This window comes from Rhodococcus sp. JS3073, from assembly GCF_026810085.1.
GTDB lineage: Bacteria > Actinomycetota > Actinomycetes > Mycobacteriales > Mycobacteriaceae > Rhodococcus_F > Rhodococcus_F wratislaviensis.
In genome coordinates this window covers 648,296-672,837 of the sequence record NZ_CP113951.1, presented here as the reverse complement: position 1 = coordinate 672,837, position 24,542 = coordinate 648,296, and the positions used below count along the sequence as shown (strand labels likewise).

The window sequence follows — 24,542 nt, the reverse complement described above, 5'->3', positions numbered from 1 at the left end:
GTGGTCGCTCGAAGCGACAATTTTCAATGTGGTACCCGGGGCATTGGGTCGAACACCGTCGAGTGTGTCAACGATGCGCGGTGCAGCCGTATTCCCTCCCTTGACGGGCGGCTTTCAGGGGTGCGCTTCGGCCCGTCGGCGCGCAGACTGGAACCAGGAGGTCAGGAGGTCGTCATGCGATTACTACGGGGCCTGCTCGACGTGGTGCTGGGTATCCTCACGGCCATCCTCGGCACGGTGCTGGGCATTGTCGCGGCGGTGGTATGGCTCGTCGGTGGGGTGCTCTGCGTGACGGTCATCCTGCTTCCTCTGGGCCTGCCCGTGGTGAGACTCGCCCGCCGTCTCTTCACCCTCGCCAGGAAGCTGATGCATCTTCCCTGACGCGCAGGGTGAAGAAGATGAACGGTGCCTCACGGCTGAGCCGCTCGAAATGTTCGGGGGAGCGATCGCGCACCCCCGCACCCGGTCGTGGCTCCGAAATGCGTTCGACGGTGAATCCTGCTGCGGTGAATGCGTCGAACATGGCGTGCAACGGCCTGTGCCAGAACTTCATGGGGAAAGTCTCGCCGGACTTCACCCATTCCTCGGTGAACTCGTACGTTCCGAGATAGTCGCCCTGCCCGGCAAGCCTGAAGTCCACGAACGGGTGGTGGGTCGAGATGACGACGTACCCGCCTGGCACGAGTACCCGGCGAAACTCGGTCAGCGGTCTCGACCAGTCGTGGACGTAGTGCATCACCAACGAGGCGACGACGGCATCGAAGGCCGATGACCGAATGGGCAACTGCTGGTTGAGATCCGCCCGGATCAGCGGCACGTCGGGACCCAGGCGCCTTCGGGCGATCGCGAGCAGACCGGTGCTGAGATCGATGCCGGTGACGGCAGCACCAGCGGCGGCGAGTGCCTGCGACAGCGCACCGCTGCCGCAGCCCGCATCAAGTACTTTCCGGCCTGCGACATCGCCCACCAGCGCCAATGTTGCGGGTCGCTCGTACAACGCGTTGTACACGTTGTCCTCGATGTCGGCGTCGTACGCCGACGCGTATGTGTCGTAGTCGTTGAAGGTTGCCACGACCTGATCATGTCCGATCGGAGCTGCTGTCGGACACCAACCGTCGTGGTATCCCGGTGAGGGCGAGCGGGCCAGGCGTGGCGGTTGTCGCTCGGGCTGCACCCGAATCGAGTCCGGAACGCTCGGCCGAAGTGCGCGGGGTCGGAGAATCCCCAGGAGAAGGCAATCTCGGAATTCGAGTTGTTCGCCGGCGAAGGCCCGGTGGAGACTGCTGGGGGAGAGGTGGAGCGCGGGTACGAGGTGGGAGACGTTGCCCAAGTCGGTGGATCCCTGCCGGGTGGGGGTGGCGTCGTCGATGGTGCGTCCGAGGGCTGTGGCGGCGTCGCGGAAGAGCCCGCACAGCGCGAGATCTTGGCGCAGATCGGCGTAATCGTGTGTCCGGCAGGTGCAGACCGCACTTGTGGTGCGCACCTACAAGTCGGCAGGCGTGCTGATGTGAACACGGGGGTTCTGGCCCGGAACTGTCGCGGACGACCGTCGCCGGTGCGTCCGGTCGGCTTACCGGGACGGCGCCGGACTGTCGTGGACCCCGCGAGGGGACTATGAACTGCGGGGTTCGAGCTGTTCAGGCTTGCGGTGCATGTCGCTGCGCAGGTCGCGTTACTGGCCGCGATCGCGGTCCACGTCGGCTCGTGTTGACCTACACGGTTGTGCGGCGTCATCGACACCTGGCGCGCATGGTGTGAGGGACCCCGAAATCTGCGGTCTGCTGGAAGAGATTCTCTCTCAACGTGTTCGGGTTGGCAGGGGCCTTCCCGTAAATCCCTTGAACAGTGTTGTATTGAAAACTCGTGCGTTCTAGAATGGGGGTATGGCGACGGTCGAGTACGACTCGGCGGAGCCGGGCGGATCTGGGACCCGCCCGTACCGCTCTCCGCTGCGTCGGATGCAGGCAGCTCAGACGCGGGCGGTCGTACTGGAGGCCGCCACCCGGTTGTTCGCCGAGCACGGGTGGGTCGGCACCGGCATGAGGGATGTCGCGCGGGCCTCGGCGGTTTCTGTCGAAACCGTCTACACGACGTTCGGATCCAAGGCCCGCCTGTTGACGGCGGCGCTGGAGGTCGCCATCGTCGGCGATGATGCCCAGGTGCCGTTGGCCGACCGGCCCGTCTACACGGCGATCGGTACGGGGAGCACGACCGGCGACCGCATCGAGATGGGTGCGCGCATGATCGCCAGGATCAACGAGCGCATCTACCGCCTGGCCGTCGCAATCCGCCAGGGTGCGACAGCGGATGCCACGCTCGCAGCGGCGGCCGCCGACCTGGAGGGGCAGCGCAGGCGCTCGGTCGCCGACGTCGCACAGCTGATCACGGGCCATCACGCCGACCCTGGCCAGGTCGACGAACTGTGGGTCCAGACCGGCGACCAGGTCTACGCCCTGCTCGTGGACGAATGCGGTTGGAGTCGCGTCCGCTACGAGTCATGGCTGATCGACCGCATCGAAGAGATCCTCGACCGCCCGGTGTGATATTCGGGCACATTGTCTGGAGTAGGTCATGACAACCGACACTCGGCCGCCCGCCGACACTCGAATCATGCGCATCGTCCACAGCGCGCTGCGCCGCGATATCGCGCGCGCCGCGCAGGTGCTGCGCACGGCGCCGCCGCCCGCGCAGACCCAGCGGGTCACCCTCGCCGACCATCTCGTGTGGATGATGCAATTCCTGCACCTGCACCACAGCGGCGAGGACAGTGGGCTGTGGCCGCTGGTCCGTGAGTTGAACCCGGCCGCCGGAGCACTGCTCGACGCGATGGACGCCGACCATGCGCGAATCGGCCCCGAGATAGAGCGGGTCACCGCCGCGGCAACCGAATACCGTGCCTATCCGGCTTCCCGAGAAGACCTTTCGCATTCCCTCACCGCTCTCGAACAAGTTCTGCTGCCGCATCTGCAGCGCGAAGAGGACGAGATGATGCCGGTGGTCGCCCGCACCCTGACCCGTCGTCAGTGGGACGACGTGGAGCAGCAGGTGTTCATCGCCTCGAAGACCAAGCGGGAGCTGGGGATCGAAGCTCACTGGATTGTCGACGGTGTCGACCGGGAAGACTACGACGTCACCGTTCGCAAAGTCGGTCCCGCCACCCGGTTCATGCTGATCCATACGTTCAAACGACCATACCGGCGGGCGTGCGCCGCCCGGTGGGGCGCAGACCTCGACGTCAGCCCGCGGCTCCACCAGCCACCCCGCACCGAGGGCTCGGCAGAACTGTGGATCGACGTCCCGGCCGGGCAGCTGTACGACGTGGTTGCCGATGTCACCCGCATCAGCGAACGCAGCCCCGAGTGCCGCGGCTGCGCGTGGCTACCGGGACGGTCGCCGGAGACCGTGGGCGCCCGATTCCGGGGGCACAACCGCGCACATCACATGCGCTGGTCGCGGGTGTGCGAGGTGACCGCCGCGGATCCCGGCAGGAAGTTCGAATTCCGGACGGTGTCGGATCGACGCAACCCGCTGTACCACGACTCGACCACCTGGTCGTACATCTTCAGAGCGGACGGCGACGGGACCCGGGTGACGCACTCGTATCGGATCGACGTTCTGCCGTACCGCCCGCTGCTCGCGCTCTACTCGCGCCTGCAGCCGCAGCACCGGGATATGCGGCCGCAGATGCGGCAGAATCTGGAGGCGCTGCGGCGGCAGGCGCACGCCGACACGTCTACAGGGTCGCCCCTGCCCCGAACGGCCTAGTGTTCTGTCACGTACAGGGTCGCGCCTCCGGCCACAGCATCATCGGTCCGGCGGTGGTCGATCGGTCCGCTCGGCATGCCGAGGCATTGTCCGCTGCTGGTCGCGGGGCCGCGTGCCGGCGTGGCCGGCAGACTCGTGACGAAACATTCGGACATCCCGGACTGAATGAAGTTGCCGCTGTGCCGAATATGAAGCTGACCGATTCGAGTTGGCGGAGTCGCCGGTAGCGAAGTCTCCGGAGGCCGGCGAATCTACTCGCTGTGATCTGCAGGTGGGGCGTCAGGGTTGCGGTGAGTCAGGCTGTGGTCGGCCAGTGTCGGGCGTGTGTCGGCAGGTGCGGATTCTTTCGCTTCGCCACAGGCGGAGACGCGCGCTTCGCTGGAGACTTGTTGCTCCCAGTACGCATCCGATCGTGCCCGTGATGCCCACGGAAATCCCATGCGAAGTCCTCTCTGTGCGTGTAGGGGAGGAGATTGCTCTTCCCGTAACGCAGATCGCGCGGGTGGCGGCTTGTCTCGCCACTGCCGAGCCTATGGGCGTCTTTCCTTTGTACGCCTCACCAGTGAGGTCTGTCGTGCCGAGCGGGCCGGGTCGGTGACCTTGCAACTCGGCCACCCGGCGAATCGGAGGCGTTCGCGCTCACGTTCGTTGCCTTATCCGGAAATGCGGGGTAGACCTGAGGTACGGATCCACGGCAGACCAAGGTTGGACCGGAAGAGAAGATTCCACCTCTCGGCCGTGGCGCCCAGCACGAGTTGTAGGCACCCACGCACAAGCACGGCCCACTAACTGGGCTCAGCGCGGTGGGCTTGCGTCAGGCGGGGGGATGTCTGACGCCGAGGCCACATTTCACCCCGCGCAACCATGCAGCTTGGTAACCAGACGTTCGTGCTCGCGGACGGCGCCCCCTGACAAGGGGTGCCGTCCGACGTGTGTCTGTGGGTCGAGGTGATTCGATGGTGGTCATCGATCCCCGGAGAAGGAGAGCACATGCTGGTGGCATTCAGCGTCAGCCCGATGGGCGGGGACTCCGACAGTGTCGGTGCCGCGGTCGCCGCGGCCGTGCGGGTGGTCCGCGAATCCGGGCTGTCCAATGAGACCACGTCGATGTTCACCACCGTCGAGGGTGAGTGGGACGAGGTGATGGCCGTCGTGAAGCGTGCGACGGACGTTCTGCTGGAACAGTTTCCGCGGGTCAGTCTGGTACTCAAAGCGGATATCCGGCCGGGTCGCAGCGACCAGCTGCGAGCGAAGGTCGAGACGGTGGAGCGCTACCTGACCAACTGAGGTTCGGTCATTCCTGTTCGCCGGCGTACTTGTGGGCGAGCTCTGTGCCGATCCGGGCGAGCTCGGCTCGGACCGATCGCGGTTCGAGCACCTCGACCGTCGACCCCCAGCCGGCGAGGTTCCGGGCGATGTCCAACGGGGTCGGTGCGGCGAGTCGCACCCGGGCGCGACCGTCGTCGTCCTCACCGTCCGGGTGGCAGTGACGCCCGAAGTGATCGCGCAGGATCGGCACGAACCTGGCGTCGATGAGTACCGTCGCCCAGGTCGTCGAGCGCCGCTGTTCCACCTCGCCGACCACTTCTTCCCATGCCGCGGCGAGTGTGAAGTCGTCGGGGCGCTCCGCGGTCTGCTCCGTCGATTCGGCGTGGACGATCCGGTCGACTCGGAAGGTCCGCTGCCCCCGTTCGGTCCCGGCCAGGAGATACCAGATGTCGTCCTTGTCGACGAGACCCCACGGGTCGACCAGTCGCTCGGATCGTTGCCGGGAACTGTTCGTGTAGGTCAGGCGAACCTTCCGCCGCCGGATCACGGCGGCCTGCAGCACGTCGACCATCTCGGGCCTGCGGCGGTCGCGCTCGCCCCACCGGGTGGGATCGATCATGGTGGCGCTGGCGGCGGCCTCGGCATCGGCCCGGAAGGTCTGCGGCAGCGCCCGGACGAGTTTCCGCAGCGCCGCCTTCGCCTCGCCCGAGACGGCGGCCGCCGGGCCGACCAGCAGGAACAGGGCGTGCGCCTCGGTCGCGGACAACCCGCTCAGGTCGGTGCGAGCGCCGCCCACGAGCGACCACCCTCCGCCGCGCCCGGACTGCGGGTATACCGGGATCCCCGCAGCGGACAGCGCCTCCAGGTCGCGGCGAGCGGTCGCGACGGATACTTCCAGTTCGTCCGCCACCTCGGCGGCGGTCACCCGACCCCGGGACTGCATCAGCAAGAGGGTGGCGACGAGTCGGTCAGCGCGCATGTTCTCAGTTTCCCCCGGAAAGTGCTCAATTGGTGAGCACTTTGAACCGGAGGATGGGTGATGTAAACGACCGAGGAAGGGAACCACCCATGTTGCGAGGACTCACCACCGTCAACTTCTACGCCGACGACCTCACCGCCGCCCAGGCCTGGTACACCGAACTGCTCGGAGTGGAGCCGTACTTCGTGCGCTCGGTGGAGGGTGCCCCCGCCTACATCGAGTTCCGGATCGGCGACTACCAGCACGAACTCGGCATCATCGACCGCCGATTCGCGACGCCCGACAGGTCACACGGAGCCGAGAACACGATGACCTACTGGCACGTCGACGATCTGGAGGCGAGCGTCGCGCAGTTGCTGGCCCTCGGTGCCACCCTGCACGGGAAGCCGGTCGAACACGGGCCGGGATTCGTCACCGCGTCCGTGACCGACCCGTTCGGAAACATCCTCGGCGTGATGTTCAACCAGCACTACCTGGACACTCTGGCTGCAAAGGCAGGCGCGTGATGGACACCCACGACGTGAACACCGTCATCGCCTGCACGACCGAGCAGTGGCGTGCCTGGCTTTCGGAGAACTGCCGGTCCGAGAAGGAGGTCTGGCTGATCATCCACCACAAGGACAGCGAAACGCCGAGCGTGCGATCCCACGAGGCGATCGAGCAGGCGTTGTGCTTCGGGTGGATCGACGGCCTGCACCGCAGACGAGACGCCGACAGTTCTCAACTGCGTTTCACGCCGCGCACCCCGCGCAGTACCTGGAGCCGGGTGAACCGGCAGCGTGCGGCGGACATGATCGAGCAGGGGCTGATGACCGAGCACGGTTTCGCCGCCATCGAACTGGCCAAGGCCAAAGGGACCTGGGAGAACACGGCGAACGGGGACGGCACGGTCGTCCCCGGCGATCTGCGGGCAGCGTTCGGGCGACACGACGCTGCACGCGCGAACTTCGACAAGTTTCCGCCGTCTTCGACACGGTTGATTCTCGAGTGGATAGCGTCAGCCAGGAAGCCCGACACGAGGCAGCGGCGGATCGAGCGGACGCTGGCGGCAATGAACCTCCGGGCCAATCATCCGGGGGTCCGAGACCCGGACGGTGTGCGGTAGGCGACCCGGGGCCGGTGTCCGATCGGCGACAAGGGAGAGGGGAGTCACGACATGGACTGGCCGCACGAACTTGCCGATCAGCTCGGCTGGCACTGGGAGCATCAGTTGCGTCCCCGGCTGGAGGGGTTGACCGACGAAGAGTATTTCTGGGAACCCGCGCCGGACGGCTGGAGTGTGCGCCCGCGCGGGGAGTCGCAGGCGCCGGTCCAGGCCGGAAGTGGCGCGTTCACCATCGACTTCGCCTTTCCCGCACCGGACCCGCCGCCGGTCACCACCATCGCGTGGAGGCTCGGGCATGTCGTCGTCGGCGTCTTCGGTATGCGGATTGCCAGCCACTTCGGCGGGCCGCCCGTCGACTATCAGACGTTCGAGTACGCCGGCACCGCTGCGGAGGCGCTCGCGCAACTCGACGAGAAGTATGCCGCCTGGTCCGCAGGCGTCCGGAGCCTCGGAGCCGACGGGTTCGCCCGGCCGTGCGGCCCCAGCGAGGGACCGTTCGCGGATTATCCGATGGCGGCACTGGTGTTGCACATCAACCGGGAAGTCATCCATCACGGCGCCGAGGTGGCGCTTCTCCGCGATCTCTACCTGCGCCGGCCGATAATCTGACCGGAATCCTGGCCGGCTCCACGGTTTTCATTCCCCGGGGCCGCCCGCATCTGCCAAGCTCGGGTATGGCACCGACTCGGCGGGTTCTCCTGTTGACGTGCGTCCTCGTTCTCCTGGCCGCATGCACGTCGAACACCTCGTCCTCCGATTTGTCCTCCTCCTCGGACGGGAGCGGCGGATCTGCCCTCGCGTCGGCCGATCCGGCGCAGGCCGACGCGGTGATGACGATCGTGCGCGATGCCATGGCGGAGAGCCACCTGAAGGCGGTGATCGTGCGTGTCACGGTCGACGGCAAGGAAATCGTCACCCAGGCTCTCGGCGAGTCGATGACCGGGGTGCCCGCCACCACCGACATGCACTTCCGCAACGGAGCCGTCGCCATCTCCTACGTCTCCACGCTGCTGCTCCAGCTCGTCGACGAGAAGAAGGTGAGCCTCGACGACACGGTGTCGAAGTGGCTGCCCGACCTTCCGAACGCCGACCGCGTGACCCTCCGTCAGCTCGCGCAGATGACCTCGGGCTACGTCGACTACGTCATCGGCAACACCGAATTCGCCGACGCCCTCTACGCGGCGCCTTTCCGCAACTGGACGCCTGAGGAACTCCTGGCATTCGCCACGTCCAAGCCCCTGCTCTACGAACCCGGGACCAACTGGAACTACGCCCACACCAACTACATCATCCTCGGGTTGGCTCTCGAGAAGATCACCGGTCAGCCGATGACGGACCTCATGCAGGACAAGGTGCTCGGTCCGCTCGGCCTCGACGCCACCACGGATCCGGGGACGGCGGCGATCCCCGAACCTGTCCTGCACGCGTTCTCGTCCGAGCGGCGCGAGGCCCTGCAGATCCCGCCCGGTGCGCCGTTCTACGAGGAATCCACGTACTGGAACCCGTCCTGGACCATCACCCACGGAGCCATCCAGACTACGAACATCTACGACCTCCACGACACGGCCGTCGCCATCGGCACGGGCGAACTGCTCTCGCCCGAGTCCTACGCGGCCATGGTGTCTACGGACCTGCGCGGCAAGACGACCGCGCTGCCCGGCTGCACCACCTGCTTCCCGCAGTCGGAGATCTACACCTACGGGCTCGGACTGCCGATCGTGGGCGACTGGCTGATGCAGAACCCGCTGTTCAGCGGATCCGCCGCGGCCGAGGCCTATCTGCCCTCCCAGAAGATCGCCATCGCCGTCGCCGTCACCTACGAACAGGCCGCCTTCGACGACACGGGGGCCTACAAGAACGAGGCCGACAGGCTGTTCCGGAAGATCGGCGCTCAACTCGCTCCGAACGACGCGCCGCCGGTGGCCGTCGGTTAGCGTTCACCCGCGACACGGGCGAGGCGACGGACGAGGGTCCGCACCACCGGGCCGTAGGCGGCGCCGAGCACCGAGTCGAGGGGGCCGGGAGCGGACATCGTCATCGTGATCCGTGATCCGGCACCGCGGGGCTCGACGGCGTGATCGAGCGTCATCGGTCCCACACGCCAGGTCCAGGAACGGCCCGGCGTCTTGGCCGAGATCGATGCGGGAACAGGCACGATCCAGAGCAGCCGCGCCGCGCCACGCCGGCCGGCCTGAATCTCGGGGGACCCGAGGCCCCACGCGCCGCGCACGTGCGGCGCCCATTCGGGCCAGCGCGAGGGCCGGGCGACGAGCGCCCACGCGACATCCACCGAGGCGTCGGAATCAGCTGAGAAGGAATGCGGCACGGGGGAGGAGTACCCGGTTTCGACCCCGGCAGACACCGCAGATGCGGTTCGGGGAGGGCCGGAGGTGAACACCGGGTGAATTGGCCCGTGTCGAGTTGCGTGTAACTCGGGGTACTGGCCACGCTTGTAGGGAACGGCGAGGGAGGGAGCCGATCATGCTCGTTCGTCTGCCCGGGGTGTATCGCCCCCAGCGTGACACCGGGCTGCTCGCCGAGGTGCTGGCGGCTCGCGATCTCGGACCGGGTACCCGCGTGCTCGATCTCTGCTGTGGCACAGGGGTGTTGAGTGTCGAGGCGTGCGCGGCGGGAGCGGGGTGGGTGACGGCGGTCGACGTGTCGCGCCGGGCCGCGATCAGTACCTGGCTCAACGCCAAACTGAACCGCCGGACGATCCGCGTCGTGCGGGGCGACCTGGTGGACTCGGTCCGGACCCTGCGCTTCGACGTGGTGGTGGCCAACCCGCCCTACGCGCCGGCGACGGACGACGGCAGGCCGGGCCGGGTACTCGCGCGGGCCTGGGATGCCGGCGTCGACGGGCGCGCCGTGCTCGACCGGATCTGCAGCGAGACCCCCGACCTTCTCGCCCCCGGCGGCACCCTGCTCCTCGTCCAGTCGACGCTCAACGGTGTGGACAAGACCCGGGCAATGCTGGAGGAACGGGGACTGCGGGTGGACGTGGTCGCGTCGGAGGACGTGCCGTTCGGTCCCGCGCTCTCGTCCCGCACGAGGATGCTGGAGGCGCGGGAGATGATCCGGCCGGGCCAGCGCACCGAGCGCATCGCGGTGCTCGCCGCGACCGACCTCCGGTACGGCGACGCTCCACGCTGACCCGGCGATGGCGCCGCCAGGTCCCCGGATGTTTGTCCGAATTGCCACGATCTCGCGGCAACTGACGGTTCCATGAATGGGTGCGTTCAGGACATCCTGAGGTAACGAATTCGGCGCGGACTCTGAATCTGGCGTTGGCCACCTGGGTTTCCGCGATCAACTTCTGGGCATGGAACATGATCGGCCCCCTGTCGACCACGTACGCCGAGGCGTCGGATGGTGGGCTGGTTCGGCCTTCTTCCCACGCACGCGATCGTGGCCGAACCGTTGGGCACCGGCTGGTTTCGAGCCCGCACTCGGCGTCACCGCGCTGGTGTGTATCGCCGTGATGCGCGACGCGCCGGCATTCGCACCGCGCACCGAACCGGTGCTGCCGAAGTTGAAAGCCGCTGCCCGCCTGCGGGTCACGTGGGAGATGTCGTTTCTGTATGCGGTGGTGTTCGGTGGTTTCGTGGCATTCAGCAACTAGCTGCCCACCTAAATCAAGACGATCTACGACTTCTCCGCCGTCGACGCGGGCACGCGTACAGCAGGATTCGCACTCGCCGCGGTGATCGCACGACCAATCGGCGGTGCGCTGTCGGACCGCATACCTCCGAAGTTCGTGGTGCTCACGTCCCTTGCGGGCACCGTGGTGATGGCGGTGGTGGCCGCATTCCAACCCCCACCGGACTTCTGGGCGGCCGTCACGTTCATCACGCTGGCCGTGTTCCTCGGCATCGGGACGGGCGGTGTGTTCGCGTGGGTGGCGCGCCGATCCCCGGCCGCGAGCGTCGGCAGCACCTGGAACGACAAGTTGATGTACGCGGTGCTGCTCGCCGCGATCGTCGCGGGGCTGGCGACGACCCTGCTCGGATCCGGCGTCGTCGGGGAGGAGAGCAACTATCGCGAGACGGTGTCGCCGTGGTTCCGGTCGATCTGGATTCTGCAGCCCCGCGGCGACCTCATGGCCCAGGCGTCGCTCGCCTTCCACATCCACGTCGCGATCGCGATGGTGTTGTTCGCGCTCTGGCCGTTCACCCGGCTCGTGCACGCGTTCAGCGCCCCCGTGGCCTATCTGTTCCGCCCCTACATCGTCTACCGCAGTCGCGACGTCGCCCGGAACGGCGAGCTGATCGGCTCGCAACCACATCGCCGAGGCTGGTGACCGACGGCCGGGTGCCGCGTGTAAAGTTTGCCGTTCGACGACGCCCAGCTTTCGAGGACTGCTGAACCACTACATGGCCAAGATCGATCGCAGCCGCACTGCCGCACTGACCCAAGCGCCGACCCTCCACGAGCCGGATGCCGGCGTCCGGCGCACCGTGCTTCCCGGCGGGCTCCGGGTGGTCACCGAATACGTTCCCGGTGTCCGCTCCGCGTCCGTGGGCGTCTGGGTGGGTGTCGGATCACGCGACGAACAGCCCACCGTCGCCGGGGCCGCGCACTTCCTCGAGCATCTCCTGTTCAAGGCCACGCCGTCGCGCAGCGCCCTCGACATCGCGCAGGTGATGGACGGCGTCGGCGGCGAGCTCAACGCGTTCACGTCCAAGGAACACACCTGTTTCTACGCGCACGTGCTCGACGACGACCTGCCCCTCGCCATCGACCTCGTCAGTGACGTCGTGCTGCGGGGCCGCTGCCGGTCCGCCGACGTCGACGTGGAACGCCAGGTGGTCCTCGAAGAGATCTCGATGCGCGACGACGACCCGGAAGACCTCCTCGGCGACGCGTTCCTGACCGCGCTCTACGGCGACCATCCCGTCGGCAGGCCCGTCATCGGCAGCGTCGAATCCATCGAATCGATGACCCGTACCCAACTCCACTCCTTCCACGTGCGGCGCTACACGCCGCCGCGCATGGTGGTGGCCGTCGCCGGCAACGTGGAGCACGAACCGACGGTCGAGCTGGTCCGGCGCGCGTTCGCCGGGCATCTCGAATCGGCGTCCGAGCCCGCCCCCCGACGCGCAGGGACGCTGCGCCTGCGGACGGAGCCGACACTCAGCCTGACCAACAGGGACAGCGAACAGGTGCACCTCTCCCTCGGGGTGCGCGCGTTCGGGCGCCACGAGTCGCACCGCTGGGCGCTGTCGGTGCTCAACGCCGCGGTCGGTGGCGGACTCAGTTCCCGGCTCTTCCAGGAAGTGCGGGAGATCCGGGGCCTCGCGTATTCCGTGTACTCGGGCATCGACACGTTCTCCGACACCGGCGCGTTCTCGATCTACGCCGGATGCCAGCCCGAGAACCTCGGCGAGGTCACCACGGTGATCCGGGAGGTGCTGTCGAACGTCGCCACCGAGGGCATCACCGACGCCGAGTGCGCCCGCGCCAAGGGATCGCTGCGCGGCGGACTGGTTCTGGGACTGGAGGATTCGGGCTCCCGGATGCACCGCATCGGTCGCAGCGAACTCAACTACGGCAATCACCGCAGCATCAGCGAAACCTTGAGCAAGATCGACGCGGTCACCACCGACGAGGTGCGCGACGTCGCGCGAGTCCTGCTGCAGCGCCCGTTCGGAGCCGCCGTCGTCGGACCGTATCGTCGCAAGCGTGACCTGCCGGCCTCGGTGCGCGGCATCGTGCGGTAACGAGGATTCGCCGAAACAAGAGGAGAAGCCCGAGATGAAGATCCGTGGAGCGGTACTCGAGGAGATCGGGAGAACGCGCCCGTTCGCCGAGTCGGCACCGATCTCGATCTCCGAACTCGACCTCGACGAGCCCGGCGAGGGCGAGATCCTCGTCAGGATCGAGGCCGCGGGACTGTGCCACTCCGACCTGTCCGTCGTCGACGGCAACCGGGTGCGCCCGGTCCCGATGTTGCTCGGGCACGAGGCCGCGGGGCTGATCACCCAACTCGGCGCCGGAGTCGACGATGTCGCGGTCGGACAGCGCGTCGTCATGACGTTCCTCCCACGCTGCGGGGAGTGCGAGGGCTGCGCCACCGACGGCCGGATGCCGTGCGTGCCCGGCACCGGTGCCAACAACGACGGAACCCTGCTCGACGGGGGAGCGCGACTGCACCGCGGCGGCGACACCGTCCACCACCACCTCGGGGTGTCCGGATTCGCGACGCACGCAGTCGTCAACCGCCGCTCGGTCGTTCCCGTCGGCGACGACGTCCCCGCCGAGGTAGCGGCCGTACTCGGATGCGCCGTCCTCACCGGCGGCGGCGCCGTCCTCAACGCGGGCGATCCGCAACCCGGCCAGGCTGTGATGGTCGTCGGACTCGGCGGGGTGGGGATGGCCGCGATCCTGACAGCGGTCTCCCTGGGAGTCGGCGAGGTCATCGGCGTCGACGCCGTTCCCGAGAAGCTGCAGACCGCCCGCGAACTCGGCGCGACGGCTGTCTACACCCCTGCGGAGCTCGAGGAGGCCGGTGTCCGGGCGCCCATCGTCATCGAAGCCGCCGGAAACGCGCGCGCGTTCGAATCGGCTGTTCGCGCGACCGCTCCCGGTGGCAGGACGATCACCGTCGGCTTGCCGTCCCCCGACGCGCTGTCGTCGATCTCGCCGCTCACCCTGGTGGCCGAGGCCCGCACCATCATCGGCAGCTACCTCGGGTCGGCGGTGCCGTCCCGGGACATCCCGATCTACGAGGACCTCTGGCGCGCCGGGAAGCTACCCGTGGAGAAACTCATCTCCTCTCGCATCACGCTGAACGACATCAACCGCGGCATGGACGAACTCGCCGACGGCAAGGCGATCCGGCAGATCATCGTGTTCGACTGACCCGGCGGGCCGGTCGCGGGCAGAATTCTGCCCATGAGGTTTCGCACCACCATCGAGTTGGGCGGCAAGACCGCGACCGGTTTCCGGATCCCCGAGGACGTCGTCGCGGAACTGGGGTCGGGTAAGCGCCCCGCGGTCCGGGTCACGATCGGCGGTCACACCTACCGCACCACGGTCGCGCCGATGGGTGGCGTGTTCATGATTCCGCTCAGCGCCGAGAACAGGGCAGGTGCGGGGGTCGCGGCAGGCGACGAGGTGGACGTCGACGTCGAACTCGACACCGAACCCAGGGTCGTCACGGTTCCGCCCGACTTCGCCGCGGCGCTCGAGCGGGAGCCGGACGCGAGGACGGCGTTCGATGCACTGTCGTACAGCAATCAGCGGCGGCACGTGCTCTCGATCGAGGGCGCCAAGACGGACGAGACCCGGCAGCGCCGGATCGTCAAGGCCGTGGACGCGCTCCGGCAGGGCTGAGGCGAACCGGCGCGGATTCCGTCAGGGGGAGTCGCCCGGTCGCCCGGTGACATCCTCGACCGGCAGCGCCGACAGCGCAATCAGACCGGCCAGGAAACTCTCGCGGTCGCGCTCCGGCAACCTGGCCAAGAGCCGCTCCTCGCCCCGCCGGATCGCCGCCTGCGCCGAATCGCGCACGTCGTGCCCGGCAGGAGTCAGCGACAGCAGGCGCGCCCGGCGGTCCGCGGGATCGCGCTGCCGGTCGATCAGGCCACGGTCCTGCAGTTCGTCGAGCACGCCGATGATCCGGGTCTTGTCGGCGCCGATCGCCTCCGCGAGCGCGGCCTGGGTGCGCAGCGGATGCTCGTCGAGTGCCAGGAGCACGACGTATCCCCACATGGTCAGCCCGTGCTCCGCGAGCACGGGGAGTTCAGCCGCCACCAGCGAACGGTTCAGGGCGGTCGTCATCGCCGCGAGGTCGGGGCGGGTGCGTTGGTGCTGTCCGTTCGTCGGGTCGAGGCTGGGCATATCGCAGAAAATACACCTTGACCGATCATCTACATAGGTAGATGATAAGCGAACGCATATCAATTTGAGTCGAGTGACGAGGTGCCGACAATGGATGTGGACGAGGTCCGGCGCTGGGATCGCCGCGCCGTGCAATCGAGTGCGGAGTTCGTGTCGCAGGTGACGCGCGACGATCTGCAGCGCGCGACACCGTGTTCGGAGTGGACTCTCGGGGAACTGCTGGCCCACATGACCGTGCAGCACCGGGGATTCGCCGCGGCGGCCGCGGGCGGCGGTCCCGACCTGTCGAACTGGCGGCCGCACGCGTCGGCGGATCCCGTTGCCGCGTACCGCTCGGCGGCCGGCACCGTCATCGAGGCCTTCGCCAGGGACGGCGTCGGGAAGCGGCAGTTCTGGTTGCCGGAGATCAGCACCGAGTTCCCGTTCCCCGCAGCCACGGCCGTCGGGTTCCACTTCCTCGACTACGTCGTCCATTCGTGGGACGTCGCCCGGTCACTCGGGCTCGACTTCGCACCCGAATCCGGCATGGTGGCCGCGGTTCTCCCCATCGCACGTCTCGTACCGGACGGGGCGGACCGGATGCGCGAGGGGGCCGCGTTCGCGCCCGGCCTGCCGACCGGCCCAGACTCCGCTGATTTCGACGTGGCGCTGTCGCTGCTCGGCCGATCACCGCACTGGCACCCCGAGTACGAGGCCGGCCGCGTCTGACGACGAGACACAGGTCTCCTGCCCCGCCCCTGCGCAACGGTCCGCACCCGGCGATTGCGTAGGCTTTCGGGCGAATCGTTGTGACTGGACGGAGCGTGGAGAAGTGAGCGCAGCAACACCCATCAGGGTCGGGGTTCTCGGGGCCAAGGGCAAGGTCGGCCGAGCGATCTGCGAGGCGGTGGAGCAGGCACCGGACCTCGAACTCGTCGCAGAGGTCGATCACGGCGACAGGCTGGAGACGTTCGTCGAGACCGGCACGCAGGTCGTCGTCGACTTCACCCACCCCGACGTGGTGATGGACAACCTGAAGTTCCTCGTGTCCAACGGTATTCATGCGGTCGTGGGCACCACGGGGTTCGACGACGCCCGGCTCGACACCGTGCGGTCGTGGGTGTCGGAGCGGCCCGAGGTCGGTGTCCTGATCGCCCCGAACTTCGCGATCGGTGCCGTTCTCTCCATGCGCTTCGCCGAGGCGGCGGCACGATTCTTCGATTCCGTCGAGGTCATCGAGTTGCACCACCCCAACAAGGCGGACGCGCCGTCCGGCACCGCCTACCGGACCGCCGCCCTCATCTCGGAGGCGCGCCGCAAGGCAGGCGTGGGACCGAGCCCCGACGCAACGACCACCGAACTGGACGGTGCGCGCGGCGCCGACGTGGACGGCGTGCGGGTTCATTCCGTGCGGCTGGCAGGTCTCGTCGCCCATCAGGAGGTCATCCTCGGCACGCAGGGCGAGACACTGACCATCCGGCACGATTCGATCGATCGCAATTCCTTCGCCCCCGGCGTCCTGCTCGGGGTGCGGGAGATCGGCTCCCGTCCCGGCCTGACCGTCGGTATCGACCCCCTTCTCGACCTGTGAAGGACGGCTCGACCAAGACCGTCGTCACGATCGGACTCCTGGTCGCGGCGCTGGCGTTCTACTTCGTCCTTCTCGGCCGGCGCGGGATCGAGTTGATCCAGGACGGCGGAGCAGCCGCGATCGGCCTGGGTGTCGGCGTCCTGATCCTGCCGTTCCTGGGCGCCTGGATCGTCTACGCCACGCTGCGTGCCGGATTCCAGCATCAGCACCTGTCCCGCCGGATCGCCGACGAGGGACTCGAACTGGACGTCAGCGATCTGCCGAAGCGACCCTCGGGCCGCATCGACCGGGACGCCGCCGACGCACTCTTCCAGCAGATCAAGTCCGAGTGGGAAACAGATCCGGACAACTGGCGGAACTCGTACCGCCTCGCCCGCGCCTACGACTACGCCGGCGACCGCGGCAGGGCCCGGGAGACGATGAAACGGGCCGTGGAACTCGAACGCGTCGAACGGGAAGGCGAGCCCGGCCGGTAGGTGACGGACCCGGTCGTACGCTGACGACTGTGAAGTCACTACTCGTCGTCCACCACACACCGTCACCGGTGACCCGTGAGTGCCTCGAAGCCGTGCTGAAAGGCGCGCGCGATCCCGACATCGACGGCGTCGAGGTGAAGTCGATCCCCGCTCTCGGCGCGACCGTGCCCGACGTCCTGGCAGCCGACGGGTTCCTGTTCGGGACGTCCGCCAACTTCGGCTACATGTCCGGTGCGCTGAAGCATTTCTTCGACACCGTCTACTACCCGTGCCTCGACGCGGTCGCCGGACGTCCCTACGGACTCTGGGTGCACGGCAACAACGACACCGCCGGCGCCGTGAAGTCGGTGCAGAAGATCGTGACCGGGTTGGCACTCACCCAGGTGGCGGAGATCCTGGAACTGACCGGATCGCTCGACGCGAGTGCGCGGGAGCGGTGTTACGAACTCGGTGCGACGGTCGCGGTCACGCTGGCCGAGGATGCGTGACGTCGCGGCCGGGACCGTGTCGGTGGTTGATGGCAGGCTGCGGTCATGCGTGAGATGACCGCTGCCGCGGCCCGGAGATCGGCGCTCTGGGCGCAGGGGTTCGCCGACAGGAAACCGGCCGGGGCGCCGACGCGCAGGCACGTCCGCTCGGTCCTCGACCGGGTGCGGCTGTTCCAGATCGACTCGGTGTCGGTGGCTGTGCGTGCCCACTACGTCCCGCTGTTCAGCCGTCTCGGTGTCTACGACCGGAGGCTGGTCGATTCGGCGGCGTGGTCGCATTCCGCCCGCGCACCCCGGATGCTGGCGGAGTACTGGGCGCACGAGGCCGCGTTCATCCCCGTCGAGGACTGGCCGCTGATGCGCTGGCGGATGCACCGGTACCGGCACGGTCGCTGGTCCGGCGAATCCCGCGTACTCGACCGCAATCCCACGCTCGCCGCCGACGTGCTCGACGTGATCGGCGCCGTCGGTGCGTGCAGCGCGAGCGACGTGGAGAAACACCTCGAGGTCGACCGTCCGGACCGCAAGGGGCCGTGGTGGGATCGCAGCGACACCAAAGTGGTGTGCGAGCAATTATTCGCGTCCGGCGCGTTGGCGGTGGACAAACGGGTCGCCTTCACCCGTCACTACGACATGAGTGAACGTGTGCTGCCGAAAGCGATACTCGCCGAGGAAATCTCGGAGGAGGACGCCGTCCGTGGGCTCGTGCAGCGGTCCGCGCGGGCCCTCGGTGTGGCTACCGAACCCGATCTGCGGGACTACTATCGACTGTCGCCGGGGCAGACCGCCTCGGCCATCGAGGAACTCGTCGAGGACGGGGTGCTCGAACGGGTCGGGGTCCGCGGCTGGGATGCGCCGGCATTCGTGCACCGCGACGTCCGGATTCCCCGAAAGGTGGAGGGGGCGGCGCTGTTGTGCCCGTTCGATCCGCTGGTCTTTTGCCGTCCCCGGACCGAGCGGATATTCGACTTCCGGTACCGACTCGAGATCTATACCCCCGCGCACAAACGTGTCCACGGCTACTACGTCTTTCCGTTCCTGCTGAACGGTGAACTGGTCGCAAGGGTCGATCTCAAGGCCGACCGCGCGTCGGGAACGCTCGAGGTGCGATCCGCGTTCGTGGAACCCGACCGGAATCCGGGGCGCGTGGTGGAGGCGCTGCTCCCGGAACTGCGAAGAATGGCAACGTGGTTGGGTCTGGACGACATCCGGGTGGACGATCGCGGCAACCTCGGTGCCCTCCTCGCGGCCGCGGCGGCGCGGCCGCGAGGAGAGTGAGGAATTACAGGCTCTCGACGAACTTCGTCAGGCCCTTGCTCGCGGTCTCGAGTGCCGTCTTCTGTGCCTTCTTCACGAGGAACCCGGGCAGCGGGATCTTCGGATCGACCGTCAACTCGAAGGTGACCTTGGTGCCTGCGCCGGACTCGGTGAGGACGTACGAGCCGTCCTGGGCGTTCTGCTGGCCGCTCTCGACGAGGTGCCACGACACGGTGTCGTCGCCCTCGAAGGTGTAGTCGACGACCTGCTCGTCGCTGATCCCGAGGATGGAGACGCTCATCCGGACTCGATGAGGGCGGCCGTCGTCGTGTGTGCTCTCGATGGTGACCGACTTGTGGGCCGAGGACCACTCGGGCAGGCGATCCACCGCAGCGATCGCGGCCATCACCGTGGCCGGATCGGCCTTGATCTCGAATTCCTTGACGCCGGAAACGGCCATGTTCTTCGCTCCTTCGAGCCCGTGGCGACTCTCACCGTGTGGCTGATGCGACGTAATTACATCACCGCCGCCGACGGGCGCGTGGAGTGAGTGCGCCGGTGCTCAGAAATTGTCTCTCCCGCTGCGGCGCATCTGGTCCTTGAGCGCGCCCTGGACCGCCTGCGACACCCAGGAATTGAGCGACACCCCGTTCTGGGAGGCGGCCTCCTCGGCCTTCGACTTGATCTGATCCATCAGACGCAGAGTGACGCGGCTGATGTCACCGGTGACGTCATCGAAGGCGGCACCGATGTCCTCGGCCGCCGTCGTCCCTTCCCCCTCCGGCCCCGGCGCAGTGGGTGTGCGATGCACGTCGACCGCCACCTCGCTGCCGTCCAGTCGCACACCGACAGTGCGATTGCCCAGTTCGGACGACACTTCACCCGCGAAATCAGTGAGCGCCGAGAGGAGGAGCAGCCGGGCTGCGGGTTCGACCGCGGCAGCGAGCGCCGCCGCGGTCGCACGCGTCTGCTCGTCGCCGAGTGCTGCTGCTGCGTTCAGGTCGTCTCGCAGCCGGGAGACGTAGATGCCGAGGTCCATGACGCCAGCATGGCGTCATAAGTGACGTCAGTCAAGCAGTCGTGACTTCAGCTCGGTGATGTCGCCCTCGGACAACTTCAGCCCCTCCGACACGTAGGCGTCGAAGCTGCCGTACGTGGCGACGGCCGTGTCGAACGCGATGTCGAGCCACGCCTGGTCGACGCCGTCCAGTCCGGGATGTTCCGGGTCGGCCCCGCGGTAGGTGTTGCTGAGCAGGTAGTCCGCGGTGACCGTGTCCCGCGGGACCCCCAGGATGGTGAGCAGCACGGCCGTCGCCCATCCGGTGCGGTCCTTGCCTGCGCTGCAGTGGTAGATCACGGCGCCGTCGGACGCCGCGATGTCGTGGAGAACCGCAGAGAACGCCTCGTTCGCCCCCGGACCCGTCACGAAGGCGCGGTAGGCGGCGGGCATGTCGACCAGAGCGGCGATCGGCGACTGCCCGAGCACGTCGTACCAGTTCCCGGCTGCGCCGGCCGGAAGCCGGTCCGGCGCGAGCGCCCGCTCGTACGTCGTGCGGAGGTCGTCGACGACCGTCACGTTCGAGGATTCGAGCCGCGCGAGGTCACTTGGGGTGAGCCTGTCCAGCGCGTCCGTGCGGAACACCAGACCGGAACGGACGACGGCGCCGTCGGCCGTCGGGTATCCACCGATGTCACGAGCATTTCGGGCACCCTCGAGCCCGAGCGAGCGCTGCACGGCCCCGGACTGCGCCGGACTCTCGGCAACCGACGGTCCCGTCGCGGGCGGCCCGGCGAACGCCGGGGGAGCGGCCCCGAGAACGGCGGTCCCGAGAACTGCGATCACGACGGCGCGGCGTGCGCGGCCGGTCCGGTACTGCACAGGAAGTCTCCCTCGCGAATCTGCGGCACCACGGAAAGTGGGCGAGACGAAGAGTGACACGCGCGGGTGACCACACGGGAACCGGGCCGTTGCCGGGGCGGGGCACACCGAGACCCCGATCAACGCTGCGACTAGGGTCGATGCATTCAGGAGGACTTCCGACCAGGGAGTTCGGTAGGAGGAACAGCGCAGTGCCGCAGACCGTGCCGCTCAGGGTGCAACTCGTCGCGAAGACGGAGTTCTTTCCGCCGGCTGACATTCCGTGGGAGACCGACGCCGACGGCGGCGAAGCGCTGGCGGAGTTCGCGGGCCGGGCGTGCTACCAGAGCTGGTCCAAACCCAACCCCCGCACCGCAACCAACGCCGGATATCTGCGCCATCTGCTCGAGGTCGGGCACGAGTCGGTCCTCGAACACGGCACCGTCAGCTTCTACATCACCGGCATCTCCCGGTCCTGCACCCACGAGTTGATCCGGCACCGCCACTTCTCCTACTCGCAGCTGTCGCAGCGCTTCGTGCGCGAGAACGACGGCAATGTCGTCGTCCCGCCCGCGATCGCCGGCGACCCGGAACTCGAGGAGTTGTTCGCGAAGGCCACCGACGCGAGCCGGGCGGCATACGGCGAACTCCTCGAGGCCCTCGAAACGAAACTGGCGGACACCTCCAGCGTGCCGCTGCGCAACAAGCAGGCGAGGCAGGCGGCGAGGGCAGTCCTGCCCAACGCCACGGAGACCCGCGTCGTGGTCACCGGCAATTACCGGGCGTGGCGGCACTTCGTCTCGATGCGGGCCACCGAGCACGCCGACGTGGAGATTCGCCGTGTGGCGGTCGAGTGCCTGAGGCAGCTGCAGGCGGCCGCGCCGAATGTCTTCGGCGACTTCGAGGTACTGGACTGGGGCGACGGCACGGAGGTGGCGCGGAGCACGTTTTCCGCCGACGCGTGACGGGTGTGCAAAAGTACCTGGGTCACCGGGTAGCCTTCTGACCATGACCTACGGTGATTCCGCTTCTCCCGTCGAGCGTCCGTTCGGCACCGTGTCCACAGCGATGGTGACGCCGTTCACCTCGGACGGAAAGCTGGACGTCGACGCCGGTGTCCGCCTCGCGGCGTACCTCGTCGACAACGGGTGCGACTCCCTTGTCCTCGCCGGTACGACCGGTGAGTCGCCGACGACCACCGAGAACGAGAAGCTCGAGCTTCTCCGGGCAGTCATCGACGCGGTGGGCAACCGCGCGAAGATCATCGCCGGCGCGGGCAGCAATGACACCGCGCACAGTGTCGAACTCGCCCGTGACGCCGCCCGCGCGGGCGCGCAGGGCCTCCTCGTCGTCACCCCCTACTACTCGCGTCCGCCGCAGGCCGGACTGTTCGCGCATTTCACCGCCGTCGCCAACGCCACCGACCTTCCGGTCATGCTCTACGACATTCCACCCCGCTCCGTGGTCCCCATCGAGACGGAGACCATCCGGCGCCTCGCCGACAACCCGCGGATCGTCGCGGTCAAGGACGCCAAGGGTGACCTCAACGCGGGCGCCGAGCTGATCGGTACCACGGACCTCCAGTTCTACTCGGGTGACGATCCGCTCAACCTGCCGTGGCTGTCGGTGGGCGCGACGGGATTCGTCAGCGTCATCGGGCACCTCGTGCCCGGCCGGTTGCGCGAACTGCACACGGCATTCGCGGCCGGTGACATCGCCCGCGCCCGCGCGATCAATCTCAGCCTGATCCCGGTCATCCGCTCGGTGGCGCGTCTCGGCGGCGTCAGCGCGTCGAAGGCGGGTCTGCGCCTGATCGGCCTGGACGTCGGCGAACCCCGGTTGCCGCAGGTGGCACCGACTCACGATCAGCTCGACCTCCTGGCCGCCGATCTGCACGCTGCGGGGGTGCTCGCGTGACCCGACCGCCTCGTCGTCGCAGCGCCAGCCGTCAGGCCGGTCCCCCTTCCCCCACCGCGAGCGAGCCGACGAAGTCGGCGCCCCCGGTCGCCGAGCCGTCGAAGTCGGCGCCCCCGGTCGCCGAGCCGTCGAAGTCGGCGCCCGTAGTCGCAGACCAGCCGTCGGCTCCGAAGTCGGAGCAGGCCAAGTCCGCGCCCGTGAAGACCTCCTCCACGAAGGGCGGCGCCGCCAACAAGTCGTCGTCACGCTCCGGCAGGCGCGGCGGCGGCAACAAGCGTCAGGACACGCGGCCGGCGTCGGTCGATCCGACGGCCCGGCTCGGCGCCCCGCCGAAGGCTCCGTTCAAGGGTCTGCGGGTGGTGGCACTCGGCGGTATCGGCGAGATCGGTCGCAACATGACCGTTTTCGAGCACCAGGGGAAGCTGCTCATCGTCGACTGCGGTGTGCTGTTCCCGGAAGACCAGCAGCCGGGTGTCGACCTGATCCTCCCGGACTTCCGGCACATCGAGGACCGGATGGACGACGTCGAGGCCGTGGTCCTCACGCACGGTCACGAGGACCACATCGGCGCCATCCCGTTCCTGCTGCGCCTGCGGCCGGATCTGCCCGTGGTCGGTTCGCGGTTCACGCTCGCGCTCGTCGCGGCCAAGTGCCGTGAGCACCGCCAGCGCCCCAACCTCGTCGAGGTCGTCGAGGGGCAGCGCACCGATCACGGTCCGTTCGAGTGCGAGTACTTCGCCGTCAACCACTCGATCCCCGACGCCATCGCCGTCGCGATCCGGACCGACGCCGGCGTCGTGCTGCACACGGGCGACATCAAGCTCGACCAGCTCCCGCTCGACGGCAGGCTCACCGACCTCGCCGGCTTCTCGCGGCTCGGCGACGAGGGCGTCGACCTGTTCCTCGTCGACTCCACCAACGCCGAGGTGCCAGGCTTCGTCACCCCCGAACGTGAGATCGGGGGAGTGCTCGACAACGTCATCGGCAAGGCGAAGCAGCGTGTGATCGTGGCCTCCTTCGCCAGCCACGTGCACCGCATCCAGCAGGTCGTCGACGTCGCCCACCGGTACAACCGGCGGGTCGCGTTCGTGGGCCGGTCGATGGTCCGCAACATGCAGATCGCGCAGGATCTCGGATACCTGACCGTGCCGGACGGCCTGGTGGTCGACATCGACACCGCGGCCAACCTGCCCGACGACCGGCTCGTCCTCATCTCCACCGGTTCGCAGGGTGAACCGCTGTCGGCGTTGTCGCGGATGGCCCGCGGTGAGCACCGGCAGATCAACATCCGGGCCAACGACCTCGTCGTGCTGGCGTCCTCGCTGATCCCGGGCAACGAGAACTCCGTGTTCGCCGTCGTCAACGGACTCGCCAAGCGCGGCGCCACCGTCGTCACCCAGCAGAGCGCGAAGGTGCACGTCTCCGGTCACGCATCGGCGGGCGAGCTCCTGTACCTGTACAACGCGGTCCGGCCCACCAATGCCATGCCGGTCCACGGCGAATGGCGTCACCTGCGCGCCAACGCCGCCCTCGCGAAGGCGACCGGCGTGCCGGAGGAGCGGATCGTGCTCGCCGAGGACGGGGTGGTGGTCGACATGGTCGACGGTCTCGCCGAGATCGTCGGGCAGGTTCCCGTCGGGCACGTCTACGTCGACGGACTGTCCGTCGGTGACGTCGGCGACTCCACGCTGTCGGACCGGCTGGTCCTCGGTGAGGGCGGGTTCATCGCCATCAACGTCGTCATCGACGACCACACGGGTCGTGCGGTCAGCACCCCCGAGGTGTCCGGACGCGGATTCTCCGACGACCCCACGGCCCTCAAGGATGCGGCTCAGCTGGTCGAGGCGGAACTCCTCCGACTGGCCACCGAGGGCATCAACGACGCTCACCGCATCGCCCAGGCGATCCGGCGCGTCGTCGGCAAATGGGTGGCGGACAAGTACCGTCGCCGGCCGATGATCGTCCCGACCGTCATCGCGGTGCCGTCGGCGGAGGGCAAGTAGTTCTCCGGCAGGT

At 68.0% G+C, this 24,542-nt stretch carries 28 protein-coding genes and 2 pseudogenes; 22 read left to right on the top strand and 8 right to left on the bottom strand.

Annotated features, from left to right (window positions below; translation table 11 throughout):
- Positions 1 to 174: 174 nt before the first annotated feature.
- Positions 175 to 381 (top strand): hypothetical protein, encoded by a 207-nt coding sequence (locus OYT95_RS03225; protein ID WP_025432377.1) that lies wholly within the window; start codon positions 175 to 177, stop codon positions 379 to 381.
- Here OYT95_RS03225 and OYT95_RS44625 read toward each other — a convergent pair.
- Both OYT95_RS44625 and OYT95_RS44620 read right to left on the bottom strand, forming a co-directional pair.
- Positions 347 to 967, bottom strand: coding sequence for a class I SAM-dependent methyltransferase (locus OYT95_RS44625; RefSeq protein WP_442972580.1), 621 nt, complete (start codon positions 965 to 967; stop codon positions 347 to 349). The genes OYT95_RS03225 and OYT95_RS44625 overlap by 35 nt on opposite strands.
- A 230-nt stretch (positions 968 to 1,197) precedes the next feature.
- Positions 1,198 to 1,734 (bottom strand): annotated as a pseudogene (locus tag OYT95_RS44620) (hypothetical protein); the annotation flags it as partial.
- A 149-nt stretch (positions 1,735 to 1,883) separates the two neighbouring features.
- Between OYT95_RS44620 and OYT95_RS03215 the strand changes: the two are divergent.
- The 3 genes from OYT95_RS03215 (at position 1,884) to OYT95_RS03205 (ending at position 5,052) form a co-directional block, all read left to right on the top strand.
- Positions 1,884 to 2,543 (top strand): TetR/AcrR family transcriptional regulator, encoded by a 660-nt coding sequence (locus tag OYT95_RS03215; protein ID WP_037232597.1) that lies wholly within the window; start codon positions 1,884 to 1,886, stop codon positions 2,541 to 2,543.
- 28 nt (positions 2,544 to 2,571) lie between these two features.
- Entirely contained in the window at positions 2,572 to 3,765 is a 1,194-nt protein-coding gene (locus tag OYT95_RS03210; RefSeq protein ID WP_037232594.1) for a hemerythrin domain-containing protein, read from the top strand.
- Positions 3,766 to 4,755: 990 nt separating this feature from the next.
- A complete protein-coding gene (locus tag OYT95_RS03205) occupies positions 4,756 to 5,052 on the top strand; it encodes an MTH1187 family thiamine-binding protein (protein WP_037232591.1) in 297 nt (98 codons plus the stop codon).
- Positions 5,053 to 5,059: 7 nt separating this feature from the next.
- On the opposite strand, the gene OYT95_RS03200 is transcribed toward OYT95_RS03205, so the two are convergent.
- Positions 5,060 to 6,013 (bottom strand): helix-turn-helix transcriptional regulator, encoded by a 954-nt coding sequence (locus OYT95_RS03200; protein ID WP_037232584.1) that lies wholly within the window; start codon positions 6,011 to 6,013, stop codon positions 5,060 to 5,062.
- A gap of 89 nt (positions 6,014 to 6,102) precedes the next feature.
- Between OYT95_RS03200 and OYT95_RS03195 the strand changes: the two genes are divergently transcribed.
- From OYT95_RS03195 to OYT95_RS03180, 4 genes are all read left to right on the top strand, one after another.
- Positions 6,103 to 6,519 carry a VOC family protein gene (locus OYT95_RS03195; RefSeq protein ID WP_037232583.1) on the top strand — a complete coding sequence of 139 codons (417 nt, stop codon included), beginning with the start codon at positions 6,103 to 6,105 and terminating at the stop codon, positions 6,517 to 6,519.
- A complete protein-coding gene (locus OYT95_RS03190; protein WP_037232582.1) occupies positions 6,519 to 7,118 on the top strand; it encodes a YdeI/OmpD-associated family protein in 600 nt (199 codons plus the stop codon). Before OYT95_RS03195 ends, OYT95_RS03190 begins: the two co-directional genes overlap by 1 nt.
- Positions 7,119 to 7,169: 51 nt before the next feature.
- Positions 7,170 to 7,727 carry a DinB family protein gene (locus tag OYT95_RS03185; RefSeq protein WP_268790838.1) on the top strand — a complete coding sequence of 186 codons (558 nt, stop codon included), beginning with the start codon at positions 7,170 to 7,172 and terminating at the stop codon, positions 7,725 to 7,727.
- 65 nt (positions 7,728 to 7,792) lie between these two features.
- Positions 7,793 to 9,052, top strand: coding sequence for a serine hydrolase domain-containing protein (locus OYT95_RS03180; RefSeq protein ID WP_037232578.1), 1,260 nt, complete (start codon positions 7,793 to 7,795; stop codon positions 9,050 to 9,052).
- Here OYT95_RS03180 and OYT95_RS03175 read toward each other — a convergent pair.
- Positions 9,049 to 9,444 (bottom strand): SRPBCC family protein, encoded by a 396-nt coding sequence (locus OYT95_RS03175; RefSeq protein ID WP_037232575.1) that lies wholly within the window; start codon positions 9,442 to 9,444, stop codon positions 9,049 to 9,051. The two genes, OYT95_RS03180 and OYT95_RS03175, sit on opposite strands and share 4 nt — an antisense overlap.
- A 155-nt stretch (positions 9,445 to 9,599) precedes the next feature.
- On the opposite strand from OYT95_RS03175, the gene OYT95_RS03170 reads away from it, so the two are divergent.
- The 6 genes and pseudogenes from OYT95_RS03170 to OYT95_RS03150 all read left to right on the top strand — a co-directional run bounded on the left by OYT95_RS03170 (position 9,600) and on the right by OYT95_RS03150 (position 14,453).
- Positions 9,600 to 10,271 carry a HemK2/MTQ2 family protein methyltransferase gene (locus OYT95_RS03170; protein WP_037232571.1) on the top strand — a complete coding sequence of 224 codons (672 nt, stop codon included), beginning with the start codon at positions 9,600 to 9,602 and terminating at the stop codon, positions 10,269 to 10,271.
- Positions 10,272 to 10,440: 169 nt separating this feature from the next.
- Positions 10,441 to 10,740 carry a hypothetical protein gene (locus OYT95_RS44420; protein ID WP_081792387.1) on the top strand — a complete coding sequence of 100 codons (300 nt, stop codon included), beginning with the start codon at positions 10,441 to 10,443 and terminating at the stop codon, positions 10,738 to 10,740.
- 225 nt (positions 10,741 to 10,965) lie between these two features.
- Positions 10,966 to 11,418, top strand: a pseudogene (locus OYT95_RS44415) (respiratory nitrate reductase subunit gamma); the annotation flags it as partial.
- A gap of 73 nt (positions 11,419 to 11,491) precedes the next feature.
- Complete coding sequence (locus OYT95_RS03160; protein WP_037232568.1) at positions 11,492 to 12,838, top strand: M16 family metallopeptidase; 1,347 nt, start codon at positions 11,492 to 11,494, stop codon at positions 12,836 to 12,838.
- A gap of 34 nt (positions 12,839 to 12,872) precedes the next feature.
- On the top strand, positions 12,873 to 13,979 hold the full coding sequence (locus OYT95_RS03155; protein ID WP_268790837.1) for a zinc-binding dehydrogenase: 1,107 nt from the start codon (positions 12,873 to 12,875) through the stop codon (positions 13,977 to 13,979).
- A gap of 33 nt (positions 13,980 to 14,012) precedes the next feature.
- Positions 14,013 to 14,453, top strand: a complete 441-nt coding sequence (locus OYT95_RS03150; RefSeq protein WP_268790836.1) for a YdeI/OmpD-associated family protein — start codon at positions 14,013 to 14,015, stop codon at positions 14,451 to 14,453.
- A 21-nt stretch (positions 14,454 to 14,474) separates the two neighbouring features.
- Here the strand turns inward: OYT95_RS03150 and OYT95_RS03145 are convergent, their stop codons facing one another.
- Positions 14,475 to 14,960, bottom strand: coding sequence for a MarR family winged helix-turn-helix transcriptional regulator (locus tag OYT95_RS03145; RefSeq protein ID WP_037232560.1), 486 nt, complete (start codon positions 14,958 to 14,960; stop codon positions 14,475 to 14,477).
- Between the two features lie 90 nt (positions 14,961 to 15,050).
- On the opposite strand from OYT95_RS03145, the gene OYT95_RS03140 reads away from it, so the two are divergent.
- From OYT95_RS03140 to OYT95_RS03120, 5 genes are all read left to right on the top strand, one after another.
- Complete coding sequence (locus tag OYT95_RS03140; protein WP_037232559.1) at positions 15,051 to 15,668, top strand: TIGR03086 family metal-binding protein; 618 nt, start codon at positions 15,051 to 15,053, stop codon at positions 15,666 to 15,668.
- A gap of 103 nt (positions 15,669 to 15,771) precedes the next feature.
- Complete coding sequence (gene dapB, locus OYT95_RS03135; RefSeq protein WP_037232558.1) at positions 15,772 to 16,530, top strand: 4-hydroxy-tetrahydrodipicolinate reductase; 759 nt, start codon at positions 15,772 to 15,774, stop codon at positions 16,528 to 16,530.
- Complete coding sequence (locus OYT95_RS03130; RefSeq protein WP_037232557.1) at positions 16,527 to 17,006, top strand: hypothetical protein; 480 nt, start codon at positions 16,527 to 16,529, stop codon at positions 17,004 to 17,006. Before dapB ends, OYT95_RS03130 begins: the two co-directional genes overlap by 4 nt.
- 29 nt (positions 17,007 to 17,035) lie before the next feature.
- Positions 17,036 to 17,494 (top strand): flavodoxin family protein, encoded by a 459-nt coding sequence (locus OYT95_RS03125; RefSeq protein WP_037232556.1) that lies wholly within the window; start codon positions 17,036 to 17,038, stop codon positions 17,492 to 17,494.
- A gap of 45 nt (positions 17,495 to 17,539) precedes the next feature.
- Positions 17,540 to 18,772, top strand: coding sequence for a winged helix-turn-helix domain-containing protein (locus tag OYT95_RS03120; RefSeq protein ID WP_268790835.1), 1,233 nt, complete (start codon positions 17,540 to 17,542; stop codon positions 18,770 to 18,772).
- Positions 18,773 to 18,776: 4 nt separating this feature from the next.
- On the opposite strand, the gene OYT95_RS03115 is transcribed toward OYT95_RS03120, so the two are convergent.
- From OYT95_RS03115 to OYT95_RS03105, 3 genes are all read right to left on the bottom strand, one after another.
- A complete protein-coding gene (locus OYT95_RS03115) occupies positions 18,777 to 19,211 on the bottom strand; it encodes an SRPBCC family protein (protein ID WP_005240727.1) in 435 nt (144 codons plus the stop codon).
- A 102-nt stretch (positions 19,212 to 19,313) separates the two neighbouring features.
- A complete protein-coding gene (locus OYT95_RS03110) occupies positions 19,314 to 19,790 on the bottom strand; it encodes a toxin-antitoxin system HicB family antitoxin (protein WP_037232552.1) in 477 nt (158 codons plus the stop codon).
- 27 nt (positions 19,791 to 19,817) lie between these two features.
- On the bottom strand, positions 19,818 to 20,630 hold the full coding sequence (locus OYT95_RS03105) for a tyrosine-protein phosphatase (RefSeq protein WP_063748225.1): 813 nt from the start codon (positions 20,628 to 20,630) through the stop codon (positions 19,818 to 19,820).
- A gap of 191 nt (positions 20,631 to 20,821) precedes the next feature.
- Between OYT95_RS03105 and thyX the strand changes: the two genes are divergently transcribed.
- The 3 genes from thyX to OYT95_RS03090 are packed head-to-tail and all read left to right on the top strand — an operon-like array spanning position 20,822 to position 24,529.
- Positions 20,822 to 21,574: an FAD-dependent thymidylate synthase gene (gene thyX / locus OYT95_RS03100; protein WP_037232548.1), complete on the top strand. Its 753-nt coding sequence runs from the start codon at positions 20,822 to 20,824 to the stop codon at positions 21,572 to 21,574.
- Positions 21,575 to 21,617: 43 nt separating this feature from the next.
- Positions 21,618 to 22,526 carry a 4-hydroxy-tetrahydrodipicolinate synthase gene (gene dapA, locus OYT95_RS03095; RefSeq protein WP_037232546.1) on the top strand — a complete coding sequence of 303 codons (909 nt, stop codon included), beginning with the start codon at positions 21,618 to 21,620 and terminating at the stop codon, positions 22,524 to 22,526.
- Positions 22,523 to 24,529, top strand: a complete 2,007-nt coding sequence (locus tag OYT95_RS03090; RefSeq protein WP_037232543.1) for a ribonuclease J — start codon at positions 22,523 to 22,525, stop codon at positions 24,527 to 24,529. The genes dapA and OYT95_RS03090 overlap by 4 nt, the downstream gene beginning before the upstream one ends.
- Positions 24,530 to 24,542: the final 13 nt, after the last annotated feature.

Excerpts from the sequence above, each read along its gene's own strand:
- dapA (WP_037232546.1), top strand. The coding sequence starts at position 21,618 with ATGACCTACGGTGATTCCGCTTCTCCCGTCGAGCGTCCGTTCGGCACC.
- OYT95_RS03190 (WP_037232582.1), top strand. The coding sequence starts at position 6,519 with ATGGACACCCACGACGTGAACACCGTCATCGCCTGCACGACCGAGCAG.
- OYT95_RS03210 (WP_037232594.1), top strand. The coding sequence starts at position 2,572 with ATGACAACCGACACTCGGCCGCCCGCCGACACTCGAATCATGCGCATC.
- OYT95_RS03185 (WP_268790838.1), top strand. The coding sequence starts at position 7,170 with ATGGACTGGCCGCACGAACTTGCCGATCAGCTCGGCTGGCACTGGGAG.
- OYT95_RS03200 (WP_037232584.1), bottom strand. The coding sequence starts at position 6,013 with ATGCGCGCTGACCGACTCGTCGCCACCCTCTTGCTGATGCAGTCCCGG.
- OYT95_RS44420 (WP_081792387.1), top strand. The coding sequence starts at position 10,441 with ATGGAACATGATCGGCCCCCTGTCGACCACGTACGCCGAGGCGTCGGA.
- OYT95_RS03195 (WP_037232583.1), top strand. The coding sequence starts at position 6,103 with ATGTTGCGAGGACTCACCACCGTCAACTTCTACGCCGACGACCTCACC.
- OYT95_RS03180 (WP_037232578.1), top strand. The coding sequence starts at position 7,793 with ATGGCACCGACTCGGCGGGTTCTCCTGTTGACGTGCGTCCTCGTTCTC.
- OYT95_RS03155 (WP_268790837.1), top strand. The coding sequence starts at position 12,873 with ATGAAGATCCGTGGAGCGGTACTCGAGGAGATCGGGAGAACGCGCCCG.
- OYT95_RS03205 (WP_037232591.1), top strand. The coding sequence starts at position 4,756 with ATGCTGGTGGCATTCAGCGTCAGCCCGATGGGCGGGGACTCCGACAGT.
- OYT95_RS03170 (WP_037232571.1), top strand. The coding sequence starts at position 9,600 with ATGCTCGTTCGTCTGCCCGGGGTGTATCGCCCCCAGCGTGACACCGGG.
- OYT95_RS03150 (WP_268790836.1), top strand. The coding sequence starts at position 14,013 with ATGAGGTTTCGCACCACCATCGAGTTGGGCGGCAAGACCGCGACCGGT.
- OYT95_RS03215 (WP_037232597.1), top strand. The coding sequence starts at position 1,884 with ATGGCGACGGTCGAGTACGACTCGGCGGAGCCGGGCGGATCTGGGACC.
- OYT95_RS03140 (WP_037232559.1), top strand. The coding sequence starts at position 15,051 with ATGGATGTGGACGAGGTCCGGCGCTGGGATCGCCGCGCCGTGCAATCG.
- OYT95_RS03145 (WP_037232560.1), bottom strand. The coding sequence starts at position 14,960 with ATGCCCAGCCTCGACCCGACGAACGGACAGCACCAACGCACCCGCCCC.
- OYT95_RS03115 (WP_005240727.1), bottom strand. The coding sequence starts at position 19,211 with ATGGCCGTTTCCGGCGTCAAGGAATTCGAGATCAAGGCCGATCCGGCC.
- OYT95_RS03160 (WP_037232568.1), top strand. The coding sequence starts at position 11,492 with ATGGCCAAGATCGATCGCAGCCGCACTGCCGCACTGACCCAAGCGCCG.
- OYT95_RS03110 (WP_037232552.1), bottom strand. The coding sequence starts at position 19,790 with ATGGACCTCGGCATCTACGTCTCCCGGCTGCGAGACGACCTGAACGCA.
- OYT95_RS03225 (WP_025432377.1), top strand. The coding sequence starts at position 175 with ATGCGATTACTACGGGGCCTGCTCGACGTGGTGCTGGGTATCCTCACG.
- OYT95_RS03120 (WP_268790835.1), top strand. The coding sequence starts at position 17,540 with ATGCGTGAGATGACCGCTGCCGCGGCCCGGAGATCGGCGCTCTGGGCG.